The following is a 21008-nucleotide window of genomic DNA, read 5'->3' on the forward strand; positions in this document are numbered from 1 at the left end:
CCCCGCACTGATATGCGGGCTGTCGAGAAGTCCCAGATATTCCAGATCCTGCATGACGTTGCGGATCGTCGCCGCACTCACCTTTTCCGAGAAATCCCGTGTCAGTGTGCGCGAGCCGACAGGCGCGCCATCAGCAAGGTAGCCTTCGACCACGCGTCGAAACACTTCGCGCGAGCGATCGTTCATCTCTCCGAGGATATCTGCCTTGTCACTCATAACCGTTTCCTGACCAGGAGCACATAAAAGCACAGATCGCGCGGAATTCAATCGGGGTTGCATCAGGGCCCGCAGCCCCTGTATCGGAGAGACGCATATAAAAAGGATATCCCATGCGCCCCTCCGGCCGAGAACTGAACGAAATGCGCGCTGTTTCTATAGAAACAGATTTCACCAAACACGCCGAAGGCTCCGCGCTGATCCGCATGGGCGACACGCATGTGCTCTGTACCGCAACCATCGAAGACCGCGTGCCGCCGTTCATAAAAGGCTCCGGGCTTGGCTGGGTTACAGCAGAATACGGCATGCTGCCACGCGCCACCAACACCCGCATGCGCCGCGAAGCCGCCAGCGGCAAACAGGGTGGCCGCACCGTCGAGATCCAGCGACTGATCGGGCGCTCTCTGCGCGCCGGTGTCGATCGCGTGGCCCTGGGCGAGCGGCAGATCACCGTCGATTGCGATGTACTACAGGCTGATGGCGGCACCCGCTGCGCATCTATCACCGGCGGCTGGATCGCGCTGAAACTGGCGGTGAACAAGCTGATGAAGGCCGGCGATGTTGTCAGTGACCCGCTGACCGATCCGGTGGCCGCGATCAGCTGCGGCATCTATGCAGGCCAGCCGGTGCTTGATCTGGACTATCCGGAAGATTCCGAGGCCGGCGTGGATGGTAATTTCATCATGACCGGCACGAAACAGCTCATTGAGGTGCAGATGAGTGCTGAGGGCTCGACCTATTCACGTGATCAGATGAATGCTTTACTTGATCTTGCCGAAAAAGGCGTGAGCGAACTGGTCACAGCACAGAAAGCCGCCACCTCATGACACGACGCTTCACTGGCAAACGTATCCTGATCGCCACCCATAACACGGGCAAGCTGGAAGAGATGGAACAGCTCTTTGCGCAACACGGGGTCGAGGTTGTGGGTGCTGCCGCGATGGAGCTGACGGAACCCGAAGAAACCGAAGACACCTTTGTCGGCAACGCCCGGATCAAGGCGCGCGGGGCCGTCGCGGGCACCGGCTTGCCTGCGCTGGCGGACGACTCCGGGATTGAGGTTGAAGGACTGGACGATCAGCCGGGCGTTTACGCCGCCGACTGGGCCGAAACACCTGACGGTCGCGATTTCATGATGGCGATGCAGAAAACCCACGACATGCTGGTGTCCAAAGGCGTGCCACAGCCCTGGCGCGCCCGTTTCCGCGCCACCTTTGTGCTGGCCTGGCCCGGCGGCGACGAAGAGGTCTTTGAGGGCCGCGTGAACGGCACGCTCGTATGGCCGGTCCGGGGCGGGACCGGGCACGGCTATGACCCGATGTTCATGCCCGACGGGTACGACGTGACCTTTGCCGAAATGGACCCGGCACAGAAAAACAAGGTGAGCCACCGCGCCGACGCCTTCCGGAAACTGATTGCCGGCTGCTTTGGCTGAGGATTGGCAGGAGGGCGGGTTCGGGCTCTATATCCACTGGCCTTTCTGCGAGGCAAAGTGTCCCTATTGCGACTTTAACAGTCACGTATCACGCTCCATCAACCAGGCGGCCTGGGCTGCGGCGTATCTGTCGGAACTGCGCCGCGCAGCTTCTGAAACTCCGGGCCGGGTGCTGAACGCGGTATTCTTCGGCGGCGGCACTCCCAGCCTGATGGACCCCGACACCGTTGCCGCGATCATCGCCGAAATCCGAAGGTTGTGGCCTGTGGCAAACGATCCGGAGATCACGCTGGAAGCAAACCCCGGTTCTGTGGAGGCCGGGCGCTTCCGGGCCTATCGCGATGGAGGCGTGAACCGTATCTCGATGGGTATTCAGGCGCTCAATGATGATGATCTGCGCCGGCTGGGCCGTATCCACACCGCGCAGGAAGCCATGGCCGCATTCGATATCGCGCGGGACACTTTCGCCCGGGTCAGTTTTGACCTGATTTATGCCCGCCAGGGACAATCCCTTGCAGACTGGGATGCGGAACTGCGCTCTGCCCTGTCGATGGCCGTAGACCACCTGTCGCTTTATCAGCTGACCATCGAACAGGGCACCGCTTTCGGCGACCGCTACAACGCCGGCAAATTGCGCGGCCTTCCCGACGATGATCTGAGCGTGGATCTCTATGCTCTGACCCGCGACATTTGCGGCGCGGAGGGCATGCCCGCGTATGAAGTTTCCAATCATGCCCGGGACGGGGCGCAGTCCCGGCACAACCTGATCTACTGGCGATACGGTGATTACATCGGGATCGGTCCGGGCGCACACGGGCGGCTCACATCAGACGGGGCACGATACGCTACTGAATGTTTCTCTAACCCAACGCGATGGCTTGCCGCTGTCGACACCAACTCCGCTGAAAAACCCCGCCAGCTTCTGACGCGGGCAGACGAGGCCAGTGAATTTCTGCTGATGGGATTGCGTCTGAAGGAGGGCGTCAGCCTCTCCCGCTATGAAAAGCTCAGCGGCAGACCGCTTGATCCCGGCCGCATTGAGCATCTTCGCGATATCGGTATGGTCGATGCGACTAAAGACAGAATTACTGTTTCAGAACAAGGGTTTATGGTTCTTAATGCAGTGCTTGCCGACCTTCTGAGCGTTTAACTCCCGCTCAGAATACGGCAAAGCTCGTCCAGCTCTTCCAGCGATGAATAGTGCAGCGTGATATGCCCTTTTTCGCCGCCAGGCTTATGGGAGAGCTCGACCTTCATCCCAAGGGTCGCGGAAAGATCCCCTTCAAGCGCTTTGGTATCGGCATCCTTTGCAGGCGCCGCAGCTTTCTCAGGCCTCGTGGCGCCGTCCCCCGCCTGAACCTTTTTCACAAGCGCTTCTGTCGCGCGCACGGACAGCCCGCCTTTGACGATCTGCTTTGCGAGGGCCAGCGGATCATCGGACCCGATCAGCGCGCGCGCATGACCGGCGCTCAGCGTATCACCGCGGACCATGTCCAGAACAGGTTCAGGTAGATTCAGCAAGCGCAACAGGTTGGCAATATGGCTGCGGCTCTTGCCAAGGGCCTCGGCCATCTTTTCCTGAGTGTGGCCAAACTCATCCATCAGGCGCCGGTAGCCAGCAGCCTCTTCCACCGCATTCAGATCGGCCCGCTGGATATTTTCGATAATCGCCACTTCGAGCACTTCGACATCGGAAAACTGCCGCACGATGACCGGCAACTCATGCAGCTTTGCCATCTGCGCCGCGCGCCAGCGCCGCTCTCCTGCAACAATCTCATAGCGTCCGCTTGCCAGGGCCCGCACGATCAGGGGCTGAATGATTCCCTTCTCTTTGATCGAGGCCGCAAGATCATCAAGATCACCGTCCGCAAAGCGTTTGCGCGGCTGGTCCGGATTCGGGGATATCTGTTCAATAGGGATTTTCCGCTCGGCAGCTGCGGGGCCTGCAGCAGCACGCTCCCCGGTGTCCGCCACATCCGACATCAGGGCAGACAGCCCCCGTCCCAAACCACGCTTGCGCTCTGTTCCACCCGACATGTCCCGCTCCCTCACGCCACTTTGGCTTTATTTTTATGCATAATTTCCTGCGCCAGCGCGCGATAGGCCTGCGCGCCTTTCGACGCTGTGTCATAAGTCAGCACCGGCATGGCATAAGACGGCGCTTCACTGACACGCACGTTGCGGGGAATGCGCGTTTCAAACACCAGTTCCCCCAGATTGTCCCGTGCATCCTGCTCCACCAGCGTCGACAGGTTGTTGCGCTGATCGAACATTGTCAGCAGCACGCCCTCAATGCGCAGGTTCTTGTTCCCGGTCTGACGCACTTCGCGAATCGTCAGCATGAGCTGAGACAGACCTTCCAGCGCGAAAAACTCACTTTGCAGCGGCACCAGAACGGAATGCGCCGCAATCATCGCATTCACCGTCAGCAGGTTCAGCGACGGCGGGCAATCGATCAGGATATAGTCGAGGTTGAAATCGTCCATCCGCGTCTGACGCAGCGCGTCATGCAGAAGAAAACTACGCTTTTCGTTGGACATCAGTTCCAGATCGGCAGAACTCAGATCGACCGTTGCCGGCACGATCATCAGATTTGGCGTAACCGTCGGCAGAATAACCGAGCCCAGATCGATGTCTTCAAGCAAAAGCTCATAGGTGGTGAATTCACGGTTCTCCATCTCGATCCCGAGACCGGTGGACGCATTTCCCTGCGGATCCAGATCAATCACCAGTACCCGTGCGCCGGATTCGGCGAGTGCTGCGGCAAGATTGATGGTGGTCGTCGTCTTGCCGACGCCCCCTTTCTGATTCGCAACTGCAATAATTTTTGGGCCTTGAGGACGCGACAGGTCAGACACGCTTGATTTCCTTTATCTCAAGAACGGCAGCAGCGGGGTTCGTTTTACTTTTATGCGATGTGACGGAAAATGACCAGGTTTCCTGTGCTCTGGCGAGCTCTTTTTCCCATGTTTCGCCTTTGAAAAAGACGGCGCGACCCTCAGGGTTGAGATGACGCTCAGCATACCCGATAAGCTCCGTCAGATCAGCCAGCGCCCGGGCAGAAATCACATCGGCTCCCACGGGCTCAGTGGTCTCAACCCGGGACACCTTAACGGATGCGTTCAGGTCAAGCTCTCTTATGGCAGTTCTCAGAAACGCCGCCTTACGCTGATCGCTTTCGATCATGATGACCCGGCCGCCAGGGTTTTGCCGCTGCGCAAGGATCGCAATGATAATAGCGGGAAATCCGCCCCCGCTTCCGATATCCAGCCAGGTATTCCAATCTTCGACAATCGGATACGCCTGCGCAGAATCCCATATATGGCGGCTCCAAAGCTCTGGGATACTTGATTTAGATATCAGGTTTATTCGCGGGTTCCATTTGAGCACCAGATCGTGAAAGACACAAAGCCGCTCAGATGTTTCACGTGAAACATTGATATCCATCGGCGCCTGTGAACTCATGCGGATCTGCGCTTGTTGCGCTGCCGCAGCCGCGCCAGAACAATGGTCATGGCCGCCGGTGTGATCCCATCGACACGCCCCATCTGCGCGAGCGTCTCCGGACGCGCCAGGGAAAGCTTAACCTGCAGTTCTTTCGACAACCCATCGAGAGAAGTATACTCAAAGTCGGCTGGTATCTTAAGCGCCTCGTCCTTCTGCAGCATCGCGATATCCCGCTGCTGACGCTCAATGTAGTTGGCATAAAGTGCTTCCCGCTCCATCTGACGCCGTATCTCAGGCTGGACTGCGGCCAAACGCGCATCAACCCGTTCAACCATATCAAAATCTGCGTCCGGAAAGGCCAGTAACTCCATCGCCGTTCTGCGGGACCCATCCTGGTTGATCTTCATGCCTGCCGCGCCTGCCTCCGATGGTGTAAACGTTGCATCTGTCAGCATGGTTCTTGCTGCCTCAAGCGCTTCCCGCTTTTCTGACCACGCGGCGGCGCGTGCCGGACCCACACATCCGATTGCGATTCCTTTCGGCGTCAGACGCTGATCGGCATTATCCGCCCGCAGTGACAGCCTGAATTCTGCACGGGAGGTAAACATGCGGTAAGGTTCCGTCACCCCCCGTGTGGTGAGATCGTCGATCATAACGCCGATATAGCTTTCGGCCCTTGAAAATATGATCTTTTCGCGCCCCATCGCCCGGGCGGCCGCGTTCAACCCAGCGACCATGCCCTGCGCTGCAGCCTCCTCATACCCGGTGGTTCCGTTGATCTGACCAGCGAGATAAAGCCCTGGAATACTGTCCAGACCCAGCGTCGCATTCAAGACCCTCGGATCGACAAAATCATATTCAATTGCGTAGCCAGGCTGAATGATCCGAGCTCCTTCTAGACCTTCTATCGACCGGACATATTCCAATTGAACGGCTTCGGGCAGAGATGTTGAAATTCCGTTCGGATAGACCGTATTCGTGTTCAACCCCTCTGGTTCAAGAAAAATCTGGTGGGATTCCTTATCGGCAAAGCGCACGATTTTATCTTCAATTGACGGGCAATATCTAGGTCCGACGCCGTCAATATGCCCACCGTACATTGCTGACTTCTCAAGATTTGCCCGGATAATAGCATGCGTTTTTTCATTGGTGTGCGTAATACCGCAGGAGACTTGCCGCGCTGAAACACCTAGCGACATAAAGGAAAAAAGCACCGGTTCATCATCGCCCGGTTGTTCTTCAAGGATGTCCCAGTTGATTGTTGTCCCGTCCAGTCGCGGCGGCGTCCCGGTTTTTAAACGCCCCATAGGAAGCTCAAAGCTATCCATACGATCTGCAAGCTTAACGGACGCGCGATCACCCATCCGTCCACCTGACCGTGAGACATCTCCGATATGAATAACACCGCGCAGAAAGGTCCCGGTGGTCAGCACAACTGTTTGTGACGCAATCTCACTCCCGTCTGAAAGGATCACACCTGTCACCCCCGAGCCATACATCTGAAAATCAGTAACCTCGCCCGTTATGACGGTGAGATTTTCCTGATGAGTGATTTCAGCAAGCATTTCCCGTTGATAGATTTCGCGGTCGGATTGTGCCCGGGGGCCCTGTACTGCCGGCCCCTTGCGCCGGTTCAGCAGACGAAACTGAATACCCGCTTTATCAGCAACCCGGCCCATGACGCCGTCCAGCGCATCTATTTCCCGTACCAAATGCCCTTTACCGAGGCCACCGATCGCCGGGTTACAAGACATAACACCGATTCCGGCCTCTGACATGGTTACAAGCGCGGTCTGTGCGCCACAACGCGCTGCCGCGTGCGCGGCTTCGGCCCCGGCATGACCGCCACCAATCACCAGAACGTCAAATTGTTTCACGTGAAACACTCCGCTATTTTCCGAGGCAAAAGCTGGCGAAAATCTCATCCAGCAGGTTCTCAACATCAATGCGGCCAACGAGCGCCTCAAGTGCTCGAATCGCAGATCTCAGTTCTTCGGCAGCTATATCATATAGCTCCGGTCCGCGACCAACGATCTCCCGGGCAGCTTTCAGGCCATCCAGCGCGCGCTCCATGGCAACCCGGTGGCGCTCGTGCGTGGCAATCCCGGCATCAGAGGTTCTGTTTGAGAGGATCTGCCTGATATCTTCGATCAGTTCATTAACACCCTGACCAGTTCTTCCCGAAACGCCTCGAACACCAGAAAAAGGCGTGTCCTGCTTCGGCACGAGGACGATATCTTCCGGACAAGGGGAAATCTTCAGAATTCCGCCGTCGTTCAGAAAAACACGCAGATCGGCCCTTTCTGCCCGCTCGACAGCACGCTCAACTCCGATCGCTTCAATCTGGTCTTCGCTGTCCCGAAGGCCAGCGGTGTCCAGAAATGTAACAGGCAGCCCGCCCAGATCCATTCTCACTTCAATCACATCGCGCGTTGTTCCGGCAATCTCAGACGTGATCGCAGCATCCCTGCCGGCCAGTCGGTTCAGCAGCGTGGATTTCCCAACGTTGGGCGCACCAATGATCGCAACCTCAAACCCGGTTCTGATCCTCTCGGCAACAAATGAGCCGTTGATCTCAGAGGTGATGTCGGATGCGGTCGCGGTCAGGAGTGTTGACACTTCCGGAGAGACATCAACGGGCACGTCCTCATCCGCAAAATCAATGGTGGCCTCAAGTAAGGCAGCCGCACGAATAAGGTCCCGACGCCAGATCTCGACCTTTTCTCCCAAGGCACCTGAAAAAACCCGCACAGCCTGACGACGTTGCGCGTCTGTCTCCGCATTTATGAGATCCGCCAGGCCTTCGACCTGCGCGAGATCCAGCCGGTTATTCTCCAGAGCGCGCCGTGTGAACTCGCCAGGCTCCGCCAGCCGGCATCCATCAATTGTGCCAAGCTCTTTCAGGCAGCCGCGCACAACAGCCACACTACCATGCACCTGCAACTCCACCACGTCTTCTCCGGTAAAGCTGTTTGGCCCGGAGAAGCTGAGTACCAGCGCCTCATCGATCAGATCTCCGGAGGCATCCCGCAGTTTTCTCACGGCAGCACGCCGGGATTGAGGGACATCCCCACACAGCACCTCAGCCGCGTCGAACGCGAGAGGACCGGAAATCCGGATCACCGACACGCCGGCCCTGCCTTGCGCCGTTGCGAGGGCAAAGATCGTATCCATTACGGTTAACTCACTGTTAATAAACAGTAATTCAGGTATTCATAGAATCAAAAAACTCAGCGTTATTTTTGGTCTGCTTGAGTTTCGAGATCAGGAACTCAATGGCATCTGTGGTGCCCATCGGGTTCAGAATACGACGCAGCACGAAGGTTTTCTGCAGATCGATCTTGTCGACAAGCAGGTCTTCTTTCCGGGTGCCCGATTTGAGAATGTCCATCGCGGGGAAGACCCGTTTGTCGGCCACCTTGCGATCCAGCACAATCTCGGAGTTGCCCGTGCCTTTGAATTCTTCAAAGATCACCTCATCCATCCGGCTGCCCGTGTCGATCAGCGCCGTGGCAATGATGGTCAGCGAGCCACCCTCTTCGATGTTCCGCGCAGCACCAAAGAAGCGTTTAGGCCGCTGCAGCGCATTAGCGTCGACACCGCCGGTCAGAACCTTACCCGACGAGGGCACAACAGTGTTAAACGCCCGGCCCAGTCGCGTGATGGAATCGAGCAGAATGACCACGTCACGCTTGTGCTCCACGAGACGCTTGGCCTTTTCAATCACCATATCCGAGACCGCCACGTGACGTGTTGCAGGCTCATCGAAGGTCGAGGAGACCACCTCGCCTTTGACCGAGCGCTGCATGTCGGTGACCTCTTCGGGCCGTTCGTCGATGAGCAGAACAATCAGATAGCATTCCGGATGGTTCTTCTCGATCGAATTGGCAATGTTCTGCAGCAGAACGGTTTTACCCGTGCGCGGCGGCGCGACAATCAGCGACCGCTGCCCTTTACCAATCGGTGACACCAGGTCGATGATCCGCGCGGACCGGTCTTTGCTTGTCGGATCGTCTGTTTCCATCGTCAGACGCTCATCCGGATAGAGCGGCGTGAGGTTTTCAAAAGCAACCTTGTGGCGCGCCTTTTCCGGCTCTTCGAAGTTGATTTGCGTGACATCGATCAGCGCAAAATACCGCTCATTGTCGTCCGGCGCTTTGATGACGCCTTCGATGGTGTCCCCGGTGCGCAGCGAATATTTGCGGATCATCTCAGGCGACACATAGATGTCGTCTGGACCCGGCAGATAGTTTGCCTCAGGAGAGCGCAGAAAGCCAAATCCGTCCTGCAGCACTTCGAGCACGCCGTCCCCGGAAATTTCCCAGCCCTCATCTGCGCGCTCGCGCAGGATCTGGAACATCATCTCGCCTTTGCGCATGGTCGATGCGTTTTCGATCTCCAGATCTTCGGCCATGGACAGGAGATCTTTTGGCGACTTGCGCTTGAGATCCGCCAGGTTCAGCGTTTCCATCGGTTCGTTGGTGTCGATCGTGTCAGTTGTCATGGAGATACCCGCAAAGCCGCGTGGCCCGGCGGCCCGCAGCAAGAATTCAGAAATGTAAGGTCTGCACCATCCCCGGACGGGGTGGTGGCAATCAGTTAATCAGCCAGTCCGCCCCTGTCAATCAGAACCGGACCACCACCGACAGAACAATCAGGACCATCAGCACTGTGGGCACCTCATTCATCATCCGGTACTGCCGGCCGGTCAGAGTATTTTCACCAGCGATAAACTCTTTGCGCCGCAACCCCAGCCAGTGATGAAACCATGTCATGGCCAGCACACCGCCAGCCTTTGTCCAGGGCCAGACCTGATCCCAGCTCACAATGCCCGGGGTAAAGACCAGACACAGCCCGAAGATCCAGGTGGCAATCATCGCCGGGTTCATGATCGCGCGCAGCAGGCGCCGTTCCATGTCCTGAAACATCTGATGGGTATCGCCCGTCGTGCCCACCTGTTCGGTATGATAAACAAAAAGGCGTGGCAGATAGAAAAGCCCGGCCATCCAGGCAATCACCGACATAATGTGAAAGGCCTTGATCCAGGGATAGGCGTTTAAGAGCAGATCAGTCATTCCGGGCCCCCGTCGGTCCAACCCTCTTAATAATTAATAAAGAAAGAGAAAAGGATGATGATGTAGGTAGGGTTGCCGATTTCTGTGGATTAACGATTTACCAGGGGTTTTTCCCACAGGGGGACAAGATCAGCGTTTAAAATTAACAGTATGGTAATGAAATAAATAACGATTTAAAATCAAGTAATTAAATGGTCCTATTACTCCGGGAAACTGTACGACTCTGTGTATAAACCGGTGGAAGACACATTATGCACACCGACTGGTTTATCCTTACCCTTACGGGGGTGAAATGCGCCGGACCCCGTGAGACAAGCGCGCCGCCCGGGACTTGCGCCGGGCCGGCATTTTGCCCAGAAGAAATGCAGCAACAATCCAGCGTCCCGCACACAGGCTTATTCACATGCCAACGCCCCTGATCCTTGCCTCCGGATCCGAGATTCGCGCCCGGCTTCTGCAGCAGGCTGCCGTTGCATTCACGGTCGTCCCGGCCCGGGTCGATGAAGAGATGGTGCGTGCGGCCCTACTGGCAGAAAACGCGCCGCCCCGGGATATTGCTGATACACTCGCGGAGCTCAAAGCCCGCAAGATCAGTGAAAAGTACCCCGGTGCGTTGGTAATCGGCTGTGATCAGGTGCTTGATCATAAGGGGACGCTGATGTCCAAGCCCGCGACGCCCGAAGATGCTGTTGATCAGTTGCACGCGTTGCGCGGAGGCCGGCATCAGCTTTTGTCGGCGGCGGTGGTCTGTGAAAACGGAGAGGCGATCTGGCGACACGTGGGTCAGGTCAGGCTGTATATGCGCGCTGCGACCGATGCTTATATCGCGGGATATGTCGCGCGGAACTGGGACAGCATCCGCCATTCCGTCGGCGCCTATAAACTCGAAGAAGAAGGCGTGCGGCTTTTTCACCGGGTCGAGGGCGACTATTTCAATGTGCTGGGCCTGCCTTTGCTGGAGCTTCTGTCCTGGCTCACTTTGCGGGGGGATCTCGAACAATGATCAGGGAAAACATCCCGCTGGCCGGCGTGATCGGATCACCCATCGCCCACTCCCGGTCCCCGCAGCTGCACGGGTACTGGTTGCACAGATACGATATTGCTGGATTCTACGTACCGATGAACGTGGCGGCAGGCGATCTGGAAACGGTGTTGCGCACCCTGCCGCGCGCCGGATTTGTCGGGGTAAATGTCACCATCCCGCATAAAGAAGCCGCTCTCAGAATTGCGGATGAGACCAGTGAAACCGCCCGGTCAGTCGGTGCGGCGAACACTCTGACTTTTCTGCCAGATGGACGAATTCACGCAGATAATACAGATGGTTACGGATTTATGGCAAATCTGCGCCAGGGCGCACCGTCCTGGAAACCTGAGTCCGGTCCGGCGCTGGTTTTAGGCGCTGGCGGCGCCGCGCGTGCAGTGATCGTGGCCCTGCTGGATGCGGGTGTCCCGGAAATTTACCTGACGAACCGGACACGCGCCCGTGCCGAAGAACTGCGCGCGGCCTTCGGAGCTAAAATCACCGTCACCGGATGGGAAGACGCTCGGGATGCCGTTGAACCCGCGCATCTGATTGTGAATACCACGTCGCTGGGCATGACCGGGAAACCACCGCTGGAAACAGACCTCGCAGGTCTGCAACCGCGAACGCTGGTCACCGATCTGGTCTATGCTCCGCTCCGCACGGGTCTTCTGCAAACGGCCGCCGCGCGGGGCTGCGCGACGGTCGATGGACTGGGCATGCTTCTGCATCAGGGTGTTCCGGGATTTGAGAGATGGTTTGGTCAACGCCCCGACGTGACCGAAGACCTGCGCGATGCGGTGCTTGGCTGATGTTCATCCTCGGGCTCACCGGCTCCATCGGCATGGGCAAATCAACTACGGCGAAGATGTTCGCCGAAGAAGGCTGCGCCCTCTGGAACGCGGATGCTGCGGTGCACCGGCTTTATGCGAAAGGCGGCGCCGCCGTCGGACCATTGCAGGAGGCTTTCCCGCAAGCCATTTCGGATGGCGCTGTCAGCCGTGACACCCTGCGCGGCATCATTGCCGATGACCCGGGCGCGCTGAAACGGATCGAAGCAATCGTGCACCCGCTGGTCGCCGCCGACCGCGCGGCATTCCTGTCAGAAACCACCGCAGACATTGCCGTCCTCGATATTCCGCTGCTCTTTGAAACCGGAGGTGAAAAACTCGCAGATGCCGTTGTATGCGTCTCTGTTCCGGCCGAATTACAGGAAAAAAGAGTTATGGAGCGTGGCACGATGACACGTGAACAGTTTGCGCATATCCGCGATAAACAGCTGCCTGATGCCGAAAAACGAGCGCGTTCTGATTATGTGATCATCACCGATACGGTTGAACATGCCCGCGCGCAGGTTCAGAATATCGTCAGGCAGATCAGGGAGAAAATGGCCAATGCGTGAGATCGTTCTGGATACGGAAACCACCGGCTTTGACCCGGAAACCGGCGACCGGATCGTTGAGATCGGCGCAGTTGAGCTGATGGGCCATATGGCCACCGGGCGCACGTATCATCAGTATATCAACCCGGAACGCGCGATGCCGGAGGATGCGTTTCAGGTACACGGGCTTGGTGATGAGTTCCTTGCTGATAAACCGAAATTTGCCGAGGTCGGTCAGGGTTTTCTGGATTTCGTCGGCGATGCAAAGCTGGTCATTCACAACGCTGCATTCGACATCAAATTTCTCAATGCCGAGCTGAAATGGATGAACCTGCCGCAAATCCCCTGGGAGCAGGCAATTGATACGCTGGCGATTGCGCGCAAACGTTTCCCCGGGTCGCCCGCTTCTCTTGATGCGCTTTGCCGGCGTTTCAGCATCGATAATTCATCGCGCACCCTGCACGGAGCACTTCTCGACAGTGAAATCCTCGCAGAAGTATATCTGGAACTGATCGGGGGACGGCAGCCTGATTTCGGCCTGTCAGGTGACAGTCAGAAACCGGGCAGCGATGCAGTACCCGAGTGGACGCCGAGACCGCGTCCGACAGCACTGCCATCCCGTCTTTCTGAGAAAGAAGCCGCCGCCCATGCCGCCTTCGTGGCAAAGCTGGGCGACGACGCTATGTGGAAAAAAGCCTGAGATCAGGCGTCGGCTTTGGGTGTCTCTGCGGCCTGACGGCGCGCGATTTCGTTGCGGTAAAGCGACAGGAAATCAATGTTTTCGAGGTTGAGCGGCGGGAAGCCACCGTCTCGGGTGATGTCACTGACAACCCGGCGCAGAAACGGAAAAATCATCCGCGGGCATTCGATCAGCAAAAACGGGTGCAACTGATCTTCGGGCACGTTCTCGACATGGAAAATACCGGCATAATCGATCTCGAGCACGAAAAGCGTGGTGTCGCCCTCTTTTGCCTTTGATGTCACGTTCAGCTTGATCGATGTCTCGTACTGGTTTTCGGCTGAGCGCTTTTTGGCGTCCAGATTGACCTGCACCTGAACGTCGGGCGTCGTATCAGCCGGCGCGCCCTTCTGTGCCATGATGTTTTCAAAGGACATATCACGGATGAACTGACCAAGGACGCGCATCTGCGGGGCCTGAACCTGCTCCTGTCCGTTCGGCTGCGCTTGCGGTTGTTCGTCTGCCATTGGTTACTCCTGACGGGAAAATAAAATCAGCGCGTGCTTAACAGCTTGGCGGGGGCTTCTCAATGCCTGGTCCAGCCCGACGGACCAGACGGCGAATCGTCTTCGGGCCGGGCTTCGGAATACTCGCCCTCGATAACGTCATTCTGGTAATGCGCCCGTCGGGTATCCTGAAAACCGTCCCGCGGACCGGGGCCCATGGTCTGAATGTTCACCCGGGCGCGGATCGCAGCGAAAACAGCCGTGCGCACCCCGGGGATCAGCAGCAGAAAACCGATGGCATCGGTGAAAAACCCGGGCGTCAGCAGCAAAGCACCCGAAAAAAGGATCATCGCGCCGTGCACCAGCGGTTCGGTCGGATCTTTCATATCGGAAAACGACGCGCGCAGCTGCGTGAGCGCCAGCGCCCCCTGATTGCGCACCAGAACGGTACCGATGATCGCAGTAATAACGACCGTTGCGAGGGTCCATCCGAGACCAATTGCGCCGCCGATCTGGATGAAAAGTGTGATTTCAATCAGCGGAACCGCGAGAAAGGCTATAAAGAGCCACATTTTGATACTTCCTTTCATGGCACCGCAGTGGACTTGGGCGTGCCCCGCACCTACATAAGAGCAGACTGGCTCCGTTTCCACATCGTACCCCGCATGAGGTTTTTATGAATTCGTCCCTGATACAGCTTCTTGTCCTTGCCGGCATCGCTGTTTTTTTGATTCTGCGCCTGAAAAACGTGCTTGGGACCCGGGATGGATTTGAAGCACCGCCCGCGCAGAAACCCGTAACCGACCGGCGCGCCGGTCGTGACTTCGAAGTTATTGAGGGCGGACCCGATCTTGATATCACCGATCACGTCGATGAAGGCAGCGACGAGGCAAAAGCGCTGGCTGAGATGAAGCGCGCTGAGCCATCGTTCAGCGTTACCGAATTTCTTGGCGGTGCGCGCGGTGCTTATGAGATGATCGTCATGGGCTATGAGAACGGCGAGCTTGATCAGATCCAGCCGTTTCTCGCGGAAGACATCTATGATTCCTTCGTCGATGGCGTCGCCGCCCGCGAAGACGCCGGCCTGACGATCGAGGCAAACTTCATCGGCGTGCGTGAGATCAAACTCATGAATGCCACTTTCGACCGCGACACGAACGAGGCCGAGCTGACCATCCGCTTTACCAGCGAGATGACATCGGCGGTGCGCAATGCCGAAGGTGAGATAATCGAAGGCAGCACAACTGAAATCAAACGGCAGAAAGACACCTGGTCCTTTGCGCGGACCATGGGCGCGGATGATCCCAATTGGTTGCTGGTATCCACAGACGCCTGAATGCGGCGGTCTGTGCGGCATGCGCGGGGCTGGTTTTTATGGCTGATGCCGCGATGCCGGATACCCGAACGCAGATATTGTCGTTTGATGATCTCGATGGCTGGGCCGCGGATGACCATGCCGCGGCCTTTGATGTTTTTAACCAGACCTGTCCTGACCTGACCGCGCCCGACTGGCGCGCTGTCTGCGCCTATGCCACCAGCAATCCGGAGCCGCGGGCGTTTTTTGAGCTGTTCTTCCGGCCGGTGCTGATCGAAGATGATTCAGATATGCTTTTCACCGGATATTTCGAACCGGAACTCAGAGGCGCACTGACCCCGGACGCGCGCTACCGGTATCCGGTTTATGCCATGCCGCCCGAGGCGCTGGAAGTTGAGCAATGGTTTTCCCGACAGCAGCTGCTGGATGACGATCTCCTGGCCGGGCGTGGTCTTGAGATTGCTTACGTCGATGACCCGGTGGAGCTTTTCTTTCTTCAGATCCAGGGCTCGGGCCGGATCACCCTGCCGGACGGCGACAAAATCCGCGTAGGTTATGGCGGGGCAAACGGGCATCCCTATCGCTCGGTAGGCAAGGAGCTGGTGCGCCGTGGCGTTTACGAGGCGCATCAGGTAAGCGCCGATGTCATCCGGTCCTGGGTGCGGCGTAACCCGGTTGAGGGCGAGGCGCTGCTGTATCACAACCCGTCTTATGTTTTTTTCCGTGAAGTCAGCGAAGTGCCCGCGCATCTGGGCCCGCTTGGCGCGATGAACCGCTCGGTCACGCCGATGCGCACCATTGCAGTTGATCCTGCTTTCACACCGCTCGGCGCTCCGGTCTGGATCGAGAAAGACGGAGAAGATCCGTTGCGCCGGCTGATGATCGCACAGGATACCGGCTCTGCGATCAAAGGCGCGCAACGGGCGGATATTTTTTTTGGTACCGGCGATGACGCGGGGCGCGCGGCCGGGCGGCTCAGAGACCCCGGGCGGATGGTTGTGCTGCTGCCCATTCAGCGGGCCTATGCCTTGTTGCCGGAGGACACACCGTGAGCCGGCGCAAACTGCGACCTGATGAGATCGCGCTCTGGCAGCAGGTGGCGGACCGCACAGAGCGGCTCGATAAACGCGAAACATTTGATCCTGACGCGGTGGCTCCGAAACCTGTGCGCAGTGAGACGCCTCAGTCCCCGCGCAAAGTGCGCCAGGCTTTTGGCGATGCGATACAACCGCCCAGACCAGCGTCGCGCAAAACCAGTTACGATCTGGCACCGGCCCTGCCTGACCGTCTGCGCAAAGTGCCGGTCCAGATGGACCGCAAAACTTTTGGCAGAATGAACCGTGGCAAGCTGAAACCCGAGGGGCGCATCGATCTGCACGGCATGACGCTCGACCGTGCACATGCGGCCCTGAACCGGTTTATCATGTCCGCGCACGGATCCGGAAAACGGCTGGTGCTTGTGATCACCGGCAAGGGCAAAAACCGGGACGAGGGCGGACCGATCCCGGTGCGTTTTGGCGTGCTGCGTCATCAGGTGCCGCAATGGCTGACGACGCAACCGCTGGCCGGTGTGGTCATGCAGATCTCGGAGGCGCATATCAGCCACGGTGGCGGTGGTGCCTATTACGTCTACCTCAGGCGGCACCGCTAGGCAGATCGCGCTGGTAGCGCAGGATGCCGAAACCTGCCAGCAGGGCTCCGGCGAAATAATAAGCGGCAATCGGGATCATCTGTTGCGGAAAATCGATCCCGGCATCTATCAGCGCGCCGGTAATCCCCGGGCCGATGGCAGAGCCGAAAACCATCAGCGCCGCTGCTGCCGCTTTGATGGATCCCAAATTGCGCGTGCCATAGAAAACCGCCCAGAATGCAGTGATTGCCGTGGCCTGCATTCCCTGCCCGATCCCGAACACCGTCAGGCCGGCACCGGCCATGAAAATCGTATCCGCATAAGCGAGGATCAGGAACGACACACCAAACGGCACCAGGTAAAACGGCACGATCCATTTCACGCCGATCCGGTCCACGGCCCAGCCGGTGATGAAGGTAAAAGCGATGGTCGCCAGCGTATAGACCGGCATCAGCGCCACATAAGACACGAGGCTCCAGCCTTTAACTTCGGTCAGATGCACCTGCTGAAAAAACAATGCTGTGCCCCATGCGGCAGGCCCCAGAATGAGCGGGATCAGCATGTAAAAGAGCGGATGGCGCAACAGTTCTGCGCGGGTCCAGTGACGCCCGCCCATCCCGAGGCTTTGAGTGCTGTCTGACATGGATTGCGGTGTGCGTTCCTGGCGCAGCAGCATCTGCATCACCGGTATTGTCACCAGGATGCATATCGCCGCCAGAACCCAGAGCAAACGCCAGTCAAAGCGCACCAGCAGGGCCACGAAAATGACCGGCAAAAGCGCCTGGCCTGCGGCAAACCCCATAGATGCCAGCGAAATTGCCCGCCCGCGCGCCGCGACGAACCAGCGCGACATGGCCACCGCGCTGAGCTGCGACATCATCCCCTGGCCCGTCAGGCGCAGGGCATAAACGACAAACACCAGCAGAAATCCCGTCGGCACCAGGGCCATCGCCACGCAGGCCATCGCCAGCAATCCCATCACGCCCAGCGACAGATGCCGCACCCGGAAACGATCGGTCAGCGCGCCTGCCCAGATCATCGTGATGGCCGACAGTGTGGTGCCGATGGTATAAATGCCGCCCCAGCTGCCATCGGTCAGACCAAAGGCCTCTTTGATCTCACCGGCAAAGAGCGAGATGAAATAGGTCTGCCCGTAGGACGAGGTAAAGGTCAGCAGAAACCCCGCCAGCAAAAACAGCCGGTTGTCGATCAGAAAGCGGATGTAGCCCATGCGCAGAGGTGTTGCAGGACCGCAGCCCGATGGGAAGCCTTAAAGCACGTAGCGGCTGATATCTGTGGATTTTGTCAGCTCGCCGAGGTTGGCGTCGACAAATTCCGCATTGACCACGATTTCCTCACCGCCGCGATCCGGGGCCGTGAATGACAGTTCCTCAAAGACCCGTTCCATGACCGTGTAGAGGCGTCGCGCGCCGATGTTTTCGACCGACTGGTTCACGTCGGCGGCGATTTTCGCGAGTGCTGCGATACCGTCTTCGGTGAAGGACACGGTCACTTTTTCGGTGTCCATGAGTGCTGTGTATTGCAGCGTCAGCGCGTTGTCGGTTTCGGTCAGAATGCGCACGAAATCCTCTTCGGTCAGAGCACGCAACTCCACCCGGATGGGTAAACGCCCCTGAAGTTCGGGCAAAAGATCAGAGGGCTTGGCAATGTGAAAGGCGCCTGAAGCAATAAAGAGCACGTGATCAGTTTTGACGGGTCCGTGTTTGGTGCTGACCGTGGTGCCCTCGATAAGCGGCAGCAGATCGCGCTGCACCCCTTCTCGGCTCACGTCCCCGCCGCGCGCATCCGAGCGGGCGCAAACCTTGTCGATCTCATCGAGAAACACGATCCCGTTCTGTTCCACGGCTTCGATGGCAGCACGGGTCACCGTTTCATCATCCAGCAGTTTATCGGCTTCTTCGCCGATCAGAATTTCATAACTCTGCGCCACCGACATGCGTTTACGGGTGGTGCGCCCACCCATGGCTTTGCCGAAAATATCGCCAAGGTTCATCATGCCGCCGCCCATTGCGGGCTGTCCGGGGATGTCCATCATGGCGCCAAAGGGGTTGGAACTGTCGGCAATCTCAAGCTCAATCTCGGTATCATCAAGCTCACCGGATTTGAGCTTTCTGCGAAACATCTCACGGGTACTTTCGCGGGCGTCCTCGCCGGCGATGGCAGTGATCACGCGCTCTTCGGCGGCTTTGTGGGCGTTGGCTTTGACGTCCTCGCGCATATGCTCGCGCACCATGGTGATCGCGCTGTCCACCAGATCGCGGATGATCTGTTCCACGTCGCGGCCCACATATCCGACTTCGGTGAATTTTGTGGCCTCTACCTTGAGAAACGGCGCACGCGCCAGTTTCGCCAGACGGCGGCTGATCTCGGTTTTGCCGACTCCGGTGGGCCCGATCATCAGGATATTTTTGGGATAGACCTCATCGCGCAGATCGTCGCTCAGCTGTTTGCGCCGCCAGCGGTTTCTGAGGGCCACAGCCACGGCGCGCTTGGCGTCTTTCTGTCCGATGATGAACCGGTCGAGTTCGGAAACGATTTCGCGGGGCGTAAGGTCAGTCAAGGGAATATCCTGAAGTCAGTTCTCTGAAGCGATGTAAGGAGTAGTGCCGGAAACGCAACCGCGTAGGTGAAATCACGCCACTTCGCGGCGCGGATTTCAGATCGATGGTGGCAGTCTGTCACGCGGAATGACCCCCGGCAGAATGCGCATAAGCCGCGCGCGGATCCGTTCCCAGCGCGCACCGAGCACCAGCAGAAAGATGCCCAGAAACAGCACGGTAAAGACCGCGCTTTGCTCGTCAAAAACCGTGTTGCTCAGGATCACAATATATCCGATGGCCGCGATCAGGAACGAGCGCCGGTCGATCACGATCGCAATCATCGCGACCACAGCCAGCACCGCCAGAAGTACGGCATTCGACCAGGCCGCATCCCGGTCCATCAGGCTGAGCGCGATGGTGTTCACCAGCGCCGGGGCCGCCACCACATGCAGCCAGAACCCGTTGGCCGCGCGCCGTGTCACGCGGTGCGGATCGGACATGTCGAACAGCATAGCGATGGCGAAAACGATAAGCCCAAGCACAAGAGTGATCACCGCAAAGGGCCCGTCGGCGGAGAGCAGAAAAAGATCACGCATGTCCTGTGGCGCGCCTGACATATTGCCGGCGATCAGCACGGACACGCCAAAAGCTCCGAGTGCGATGATCGCCAGCGCGAAGGGCACCCGGAACCGGTACCAGAAAATCAGCAGGGACACGGTCGCAAGGGCGAGAGGCAGCGGCAGGCTGTCAGTATCGCCCTGGGCCACCATGAAAAGCTCGGCAATGCCACCGGAAAATCCGTAAGCGGCATTCACCGCAAACATCACGGACAGGGCAATCGCCGGTGCGACCATCCGGCGGGTGCGGATGAAATACTCCGAAAGCGTCCAGACGACGACCGCGCCGATCAGGCCCGACCCGATCAGAACATTGCGCAGATCAGAGATATTCTCGATGGCGGCGAAGGTGACGACACCGATCCATCCGGTGGTCAGGATGATCAGGCCGACGACGATGAAAATCTCGTTGAAACCGCGGAAAAGCTCAAAGGGTTCGTCGCCCGGGTCGAGGTTTTCGCGCGCGCCCCGCCGGCTGTCTGCCAGCGAGGTGAGTGCCGCGGCCTGCGCTTCGGTCAGCAGGCCGGCGGCGACCGAGGCGCGCAGGTCGTCGCGCCCGATCATTTGCTGATCTTTTCGACCGTCAGATTGCCGTTGGTATAGACACAGATGTCTGCGGCAATCGCCATCGCATCACGTGCCACGGTTTCGGCATCCCGGTCGCTGTCCATCATGCCGCGCGCGGCCGCAAGCGCATAGTTGCCGCCCGACCCGATGGCGGTGACGTCATGTTCCGGCTCCAGCACATCGCCCGCGCCGGTGATCACAAAAATCTCCGCGCCATCGGTAACAATCAGCATCGCTTCGAGCTTTTGCAGGTACTTGTCAGTGCGCCAGTCCTTGGCCAGCTCAACACTCGCGCGGGCCAGCTGCCCGGGCGTTGATTCCAGTTTCGCCTCCAGCCGCTCAAGCAGCGCAAAGGCATCCGCCGTTGACCCCGCAAACCCCGCGACCACATCATAGCCACCGGGCGAGAGCCTGCGCACCTTGCGCGCGGAGCCCTTGATCACGGTCTGGCCCAGAGAGACCTGCCCGTCGCCTGCAATGACAACCTCGCCGCCCTTTTTGACGCCGATGATGGTGGTGCCGTGCCATCCGGGAAACTCTTCGCGGGCCATTGTGCTC

General features: G+C 58.3%; 23 protein-coding genes and 1 pseudogene. 10 read left to right on the forward strand and 14 right to left on the reverse strand.

What is annotated here, in order from left to right:
- Positions 1-216: pseudogene (gene hrcA / locus Q0M35_RS00770) on the reverse strand (heat-inducible transcriptional repressor HrcA); the annotation flags it as partial.
- Between the two features lie 113 nt (positions 217-329).
- Between hrcA and rph the strand changes: the two are divergent.
- The 3 genes from rph to hemW are packed head-to-tail and all read left to right on the forward strand — an operon-like array spanning position 330 to position 2801.
- Entirely contained in the window at positions 330-1043 is a 714-nt protein-coding gene (gene rph, locus Q0M35_RS00775) for a ribonuclease PH (protein WP_295311209.1), read from the forward strand.
- The gene (locus Q0M35_RS00780) at positions 1040-1651 is read left to right on the forward strand and encodes a non-canonical purine NTP pyrophosphatase (RefSeq protein ID WP_295311211.1); all 612 of its coding nucleotides are present in this window, start codon (positions 1040-1042) and stop codon (positions 1649-1651) included. The genes rph and Q0M35_RS00780 overlap by 4 nt, the downstream gene beginning before the upstream one ends.
- A complete protein-coding gene (gene hemW, locus Q0M35_RS00785) occupies positions 1644-2801 on the forward strand; it encodes a radical SAM family heme chaperone HemW (RefSeq protein WP_295311213.1) in 1158 nt (385 codons plus the stop codon). Before Q0M35_RS00780 ends, hemW begins: the two co-directional genes overlap by 8 nt.
- Here the strand turns inward: hemW and Q0M35_RS00790 are convergent.
- The 7 genes from Q0M35_RS00790 to hemJ all read right to left on the reverse strand — a co-directional run bounded on the left by Q0M35_RS00790 (position 2798) and on the right by hemJ (position 10173).
- The gene (locus tag Q0M35_RS00790) at positions 2798-3688 is read right to left on the reverse strand and encodes a ParB/RepB/Spo0J family partition protein (protein ID WP_295311215.1); all 891 of its coding nucleotides are present in this window, start codon (positions 3686-3688) and stop codon (positions 2798-2800) included. The two genes, hemW and Q0M35_RS00790, sit on opposite strands and share 4 nt — an antisense overlap.
- An 11-nt stretch (positions 3689-3699) precedes the next feature.
- Positions 3700-4509, reverse strand: coding sequence for an AAA family ATPase (locus Q0M35_RS00795; protein WP_295311217.1), 810 nt, complete (start codon positions 4507-4509; stop codon positions 3700-3702).
- Positions 4502-5116 (reverse strand): 16S rRNA (guanine(527)-N(7))-methyltransferase RsmG, encoded by a 615-nt coding sequence (gene rsmG / locus Q0M35_RS00800; protein WP_295311219.1) that lies wholly within the window; start codon positions 5114-5116, stop codon positions 4502-4504. The genes Q0M35_RS00795 and rsmG overlap by 8 nt, the downstream gene beginning before the upstream one ends.
- Entirely contained in the window at positions 5113-7023 is a 1911-nt protein-coding gene (mnmG, locus tag Q0M35_RS00805; protein ID WP_295311310.1) for a tRNA uridine-5-carboxymethylaminomethyl(34) synthesis enzyme MnmG, read from the reverse strand. Before mnmG ends, rsmG begins: the two co-directional genes overlap by 4 nt.
- Positions 6989-8272 carry a tRNA uridine-5-carboxymethylaminomethyl(34) synthesis GTPase MnmE gene (gene mnmE / locus Q0M35_RS00810; RefSeq protein WP_295311221.1) on the reverse strand — a complete coding sequence of 428 codons (1284 nt, stop codon included), beginning with the start codon at positions 8270-8272 and terminating at the stop codon, positions 6989-6991. Before mnmE ends, mnmG begins: the two co-directional genes overlap by 35 nt.
- Before the next feature lie 31 nt (positions 8273-8303).
- The gene (gene rho / locus Q0M35_RS00815; RefSeq protein WP_295311223.1) at positions 8304-9602 is read right to left on the reverse strand and encodes a transcription termination factor Rho; all 1299 of its coding nucleotides are present in this window, start codon (positions 9600-9602) and stop codon (positions 8304-8306) included.
- 121 nt (positions 9603-9723) lie between these two features.
- Positions 9724-10173 (reverse strand): protoporphyrinogen oxidase HemJ, encoded by a 450-nt coding sequence (hemJ, locus tag Q0M35_RS00820; protein ID WP_295311225.1) that lies wholly within the window; start codon positions 10171-10173, stop codon positions 9724-9726.
- A 403-nt stretch (positions 10174-10576) separates the two neighbouring features.
- Between hemJ and Q0M35_RS00825 the strand changes: the two genes are divergently transcribed.
- The 4 genes from Q0M35_RS00825 to dnaQ are packed head-to-tail and all read left to right on the forward strand — an operon-like array spanning position 10577 to position 13275.
- Positions 10577-11176 carry a nucleoside triphosphate pyrophosphatase gene (locus tag Q0M35_RS00825; protein ID WP_295311227.1) on the forward strand — a complete coding sequence of 200 codons (600 nt, stop codon included), beginning with the start codon at positions 10577-10579 and terminating at the stop codon, positions 11174-11176.
- Entirely contained in the window at positions 11173-12006 is an 834-nt protein-coding gene (locus Q0M35_RS00830; RefSeq protein WP_295311228.1) for a shikimate dehydrogenase, read from the forward strand. The genes Q0M35_RS00825 and Q0M35_RS00830 overlap by 4 nt, the downstream gene beginning before the upstream one ends.
- Positions 12006-12596, forward strand: coding sequence for a dephospho-CoA kinase (gene coaE / locus Q0M35_RS00835; RefSeq protein ID WP_295311230.1), 591 nt, complete (start codon positions 12006-12008; stop codon positions 12594-12596). The genes Q0M35_RS00830 and coaE overlap by 1 nt, the downstream gene beginning before the upstream one ends.
- The gene (dnaQ, locus tag Q0M35_RS00840; RefSeq protein WP_295311232.1) at positions 12589-13275 is read left to right on the forward strand and encodes a DNA polymerase III subunit epsilon; all 687 of its coding nucleotides are present in this window, start codon (positions 12589-12591) and stop codon (positions 13273-13275) included. The genes coaE and dnaQ overlap by 8 nt, the downstream gene beginning before the upstream one ends.
- 2 nt (positions 13276-13277) lie before the next feature.
- On the opposite strand, the gene secB is transcribed toward dnaQ, so the two are convergent.
- The gene (gene secB / locus Q0M35_RS00845; RefSeq protein ID WP_295311234.1) at positions 13278-13781 is read right to left on the reverse strand and encodes a protein-export chaperone SecB; all 504 of its coding nucleotides are present in this window, start codon (positions 13779-13781) and stop codon (positions 13278-13280) included.
- A gap of 59 nt (positions 13782-13840) precedes the next feature.
- Positions 13841-14332 (reverse strand): FxsA family protein, encoded by a 492-nt coding sequence (locus Q0M35_RS00850; protein WP_295311235.1) that lies wholly within the window; start codon positions 14330-14332, stop codon positions 13841-13843.
- 104 nt (positions 14333-14436) lie between these two features.
- Between Q0M35_RS00850 and Q0M35_RS00855 the strand changes: the two genes are divergently transcribed.
- Genes Q0M35_RS00855 through Q0M35_RS00865 form a run of 3 tightly spaced genes read left to right on the forward strand, consistent with a single transcriptional unit; the run spans position 14437 to position 16726 of the window.
- Positions 14437-15096 (forward strand): Tim44/TimA family putative adaptor protein, encoded by a 660-nt coding sequence (locus Q0M35_RS00855; protein WP_295311237.1) that lies wholly within the window; start codon positions 14437-14439, stop codon positions 15094-15096.
- A gap of 38 nt (positions 15097-15134) precedes the next feature.
- Positions 15135-16127, forward strand: a complete 993-nt coding sequence (locus Q0M35_RS00860; RefSeq protein WP_295311239.1) for an MltA domain-containing protein — start codon at positions 15135-15137, stop codon at positions 16125-16127.
- Complete coding sequence (locus Q0M35_RS00865; protein ID WP_295311241.1) at positions 16124-16726, forward strand: Smr/MutS family protein; 603 nt, start codon at positions 16124-16126, stop codon at positions 16724-16726. Before Q0M35_RS00860 ends, Q0M35_RS00865 begins: the two co-directional genes overlap by 4 nt.
- Here Q0M35_RS00865 and Q0M35_RS00870 read toward each other — a convergent pair.
- From Q0M35_RS00870 to hslV, 4 genes are all read right to left on the reverse strand, one after another.
- The gene (locus tag Q0M35_RS00870) at positions 16710-17936 is read right to left on the reverse strand and encodes an MFS transporter (protein ID WP_295311243.1); all 1227 of its coding nucleotides are present in this window, start codon (positions 17934-17936) and stop codon (positions 16710-16712) included. The two genes, Q0M35_RS00865 and Q0M35_RS00870, sit on opposite strands and share 17 nt — an antisense overlap.
- 39 nt (positions 17937-17975) lie before the next feature.
- Positions 17976-19286, reverse strand: coding sequence for an ATP-dependent protease ATPase subunit HslU (gene hslU / locus Q0M35_RS00875; protein ID WP_295311244.1), 1311 nt, complete (start codon positions 19284-19286; stop codon positions 17976-17978).
- Between the two features lie 96 nt (positions 19287-19382).
- Positions 19383-20447: a hypothetical protein gene (locus Q0M35_RS00880; protein WP_295311247.1), complete on the reverse strand. Its 1065-nt coding sequence runs from the start codon at positions 20445-20447 to the stop codon at positions 19383-19385.
- Positions 20444-21001, reverse strand: a complete 558-nt coding sequence (hslV, locus tag Q0M35_RS00885) for an ATP-dependent protease subunit HslV (RefSeq protein WP_295311248.1) — start codon at positions 20999-21001, stop codon at positions 20444-20446. The genes Q0M35_RS00880 and hslV overlap by 4 nt, the downstream gene beginning before the upstream one ends.
- Between the last annotated feature and the right edge of the window lie 7 nt (positions 21002-21008).

This window comes from Roseobacter sp. (assembly GCF_024639605.1).
Classification (GTDB): domain Bacteria; phylum Pseudomonadota; class Alphaproteobacteria; order Rhodobacterales; family Rhodobacteraceae; genus Roseobacter.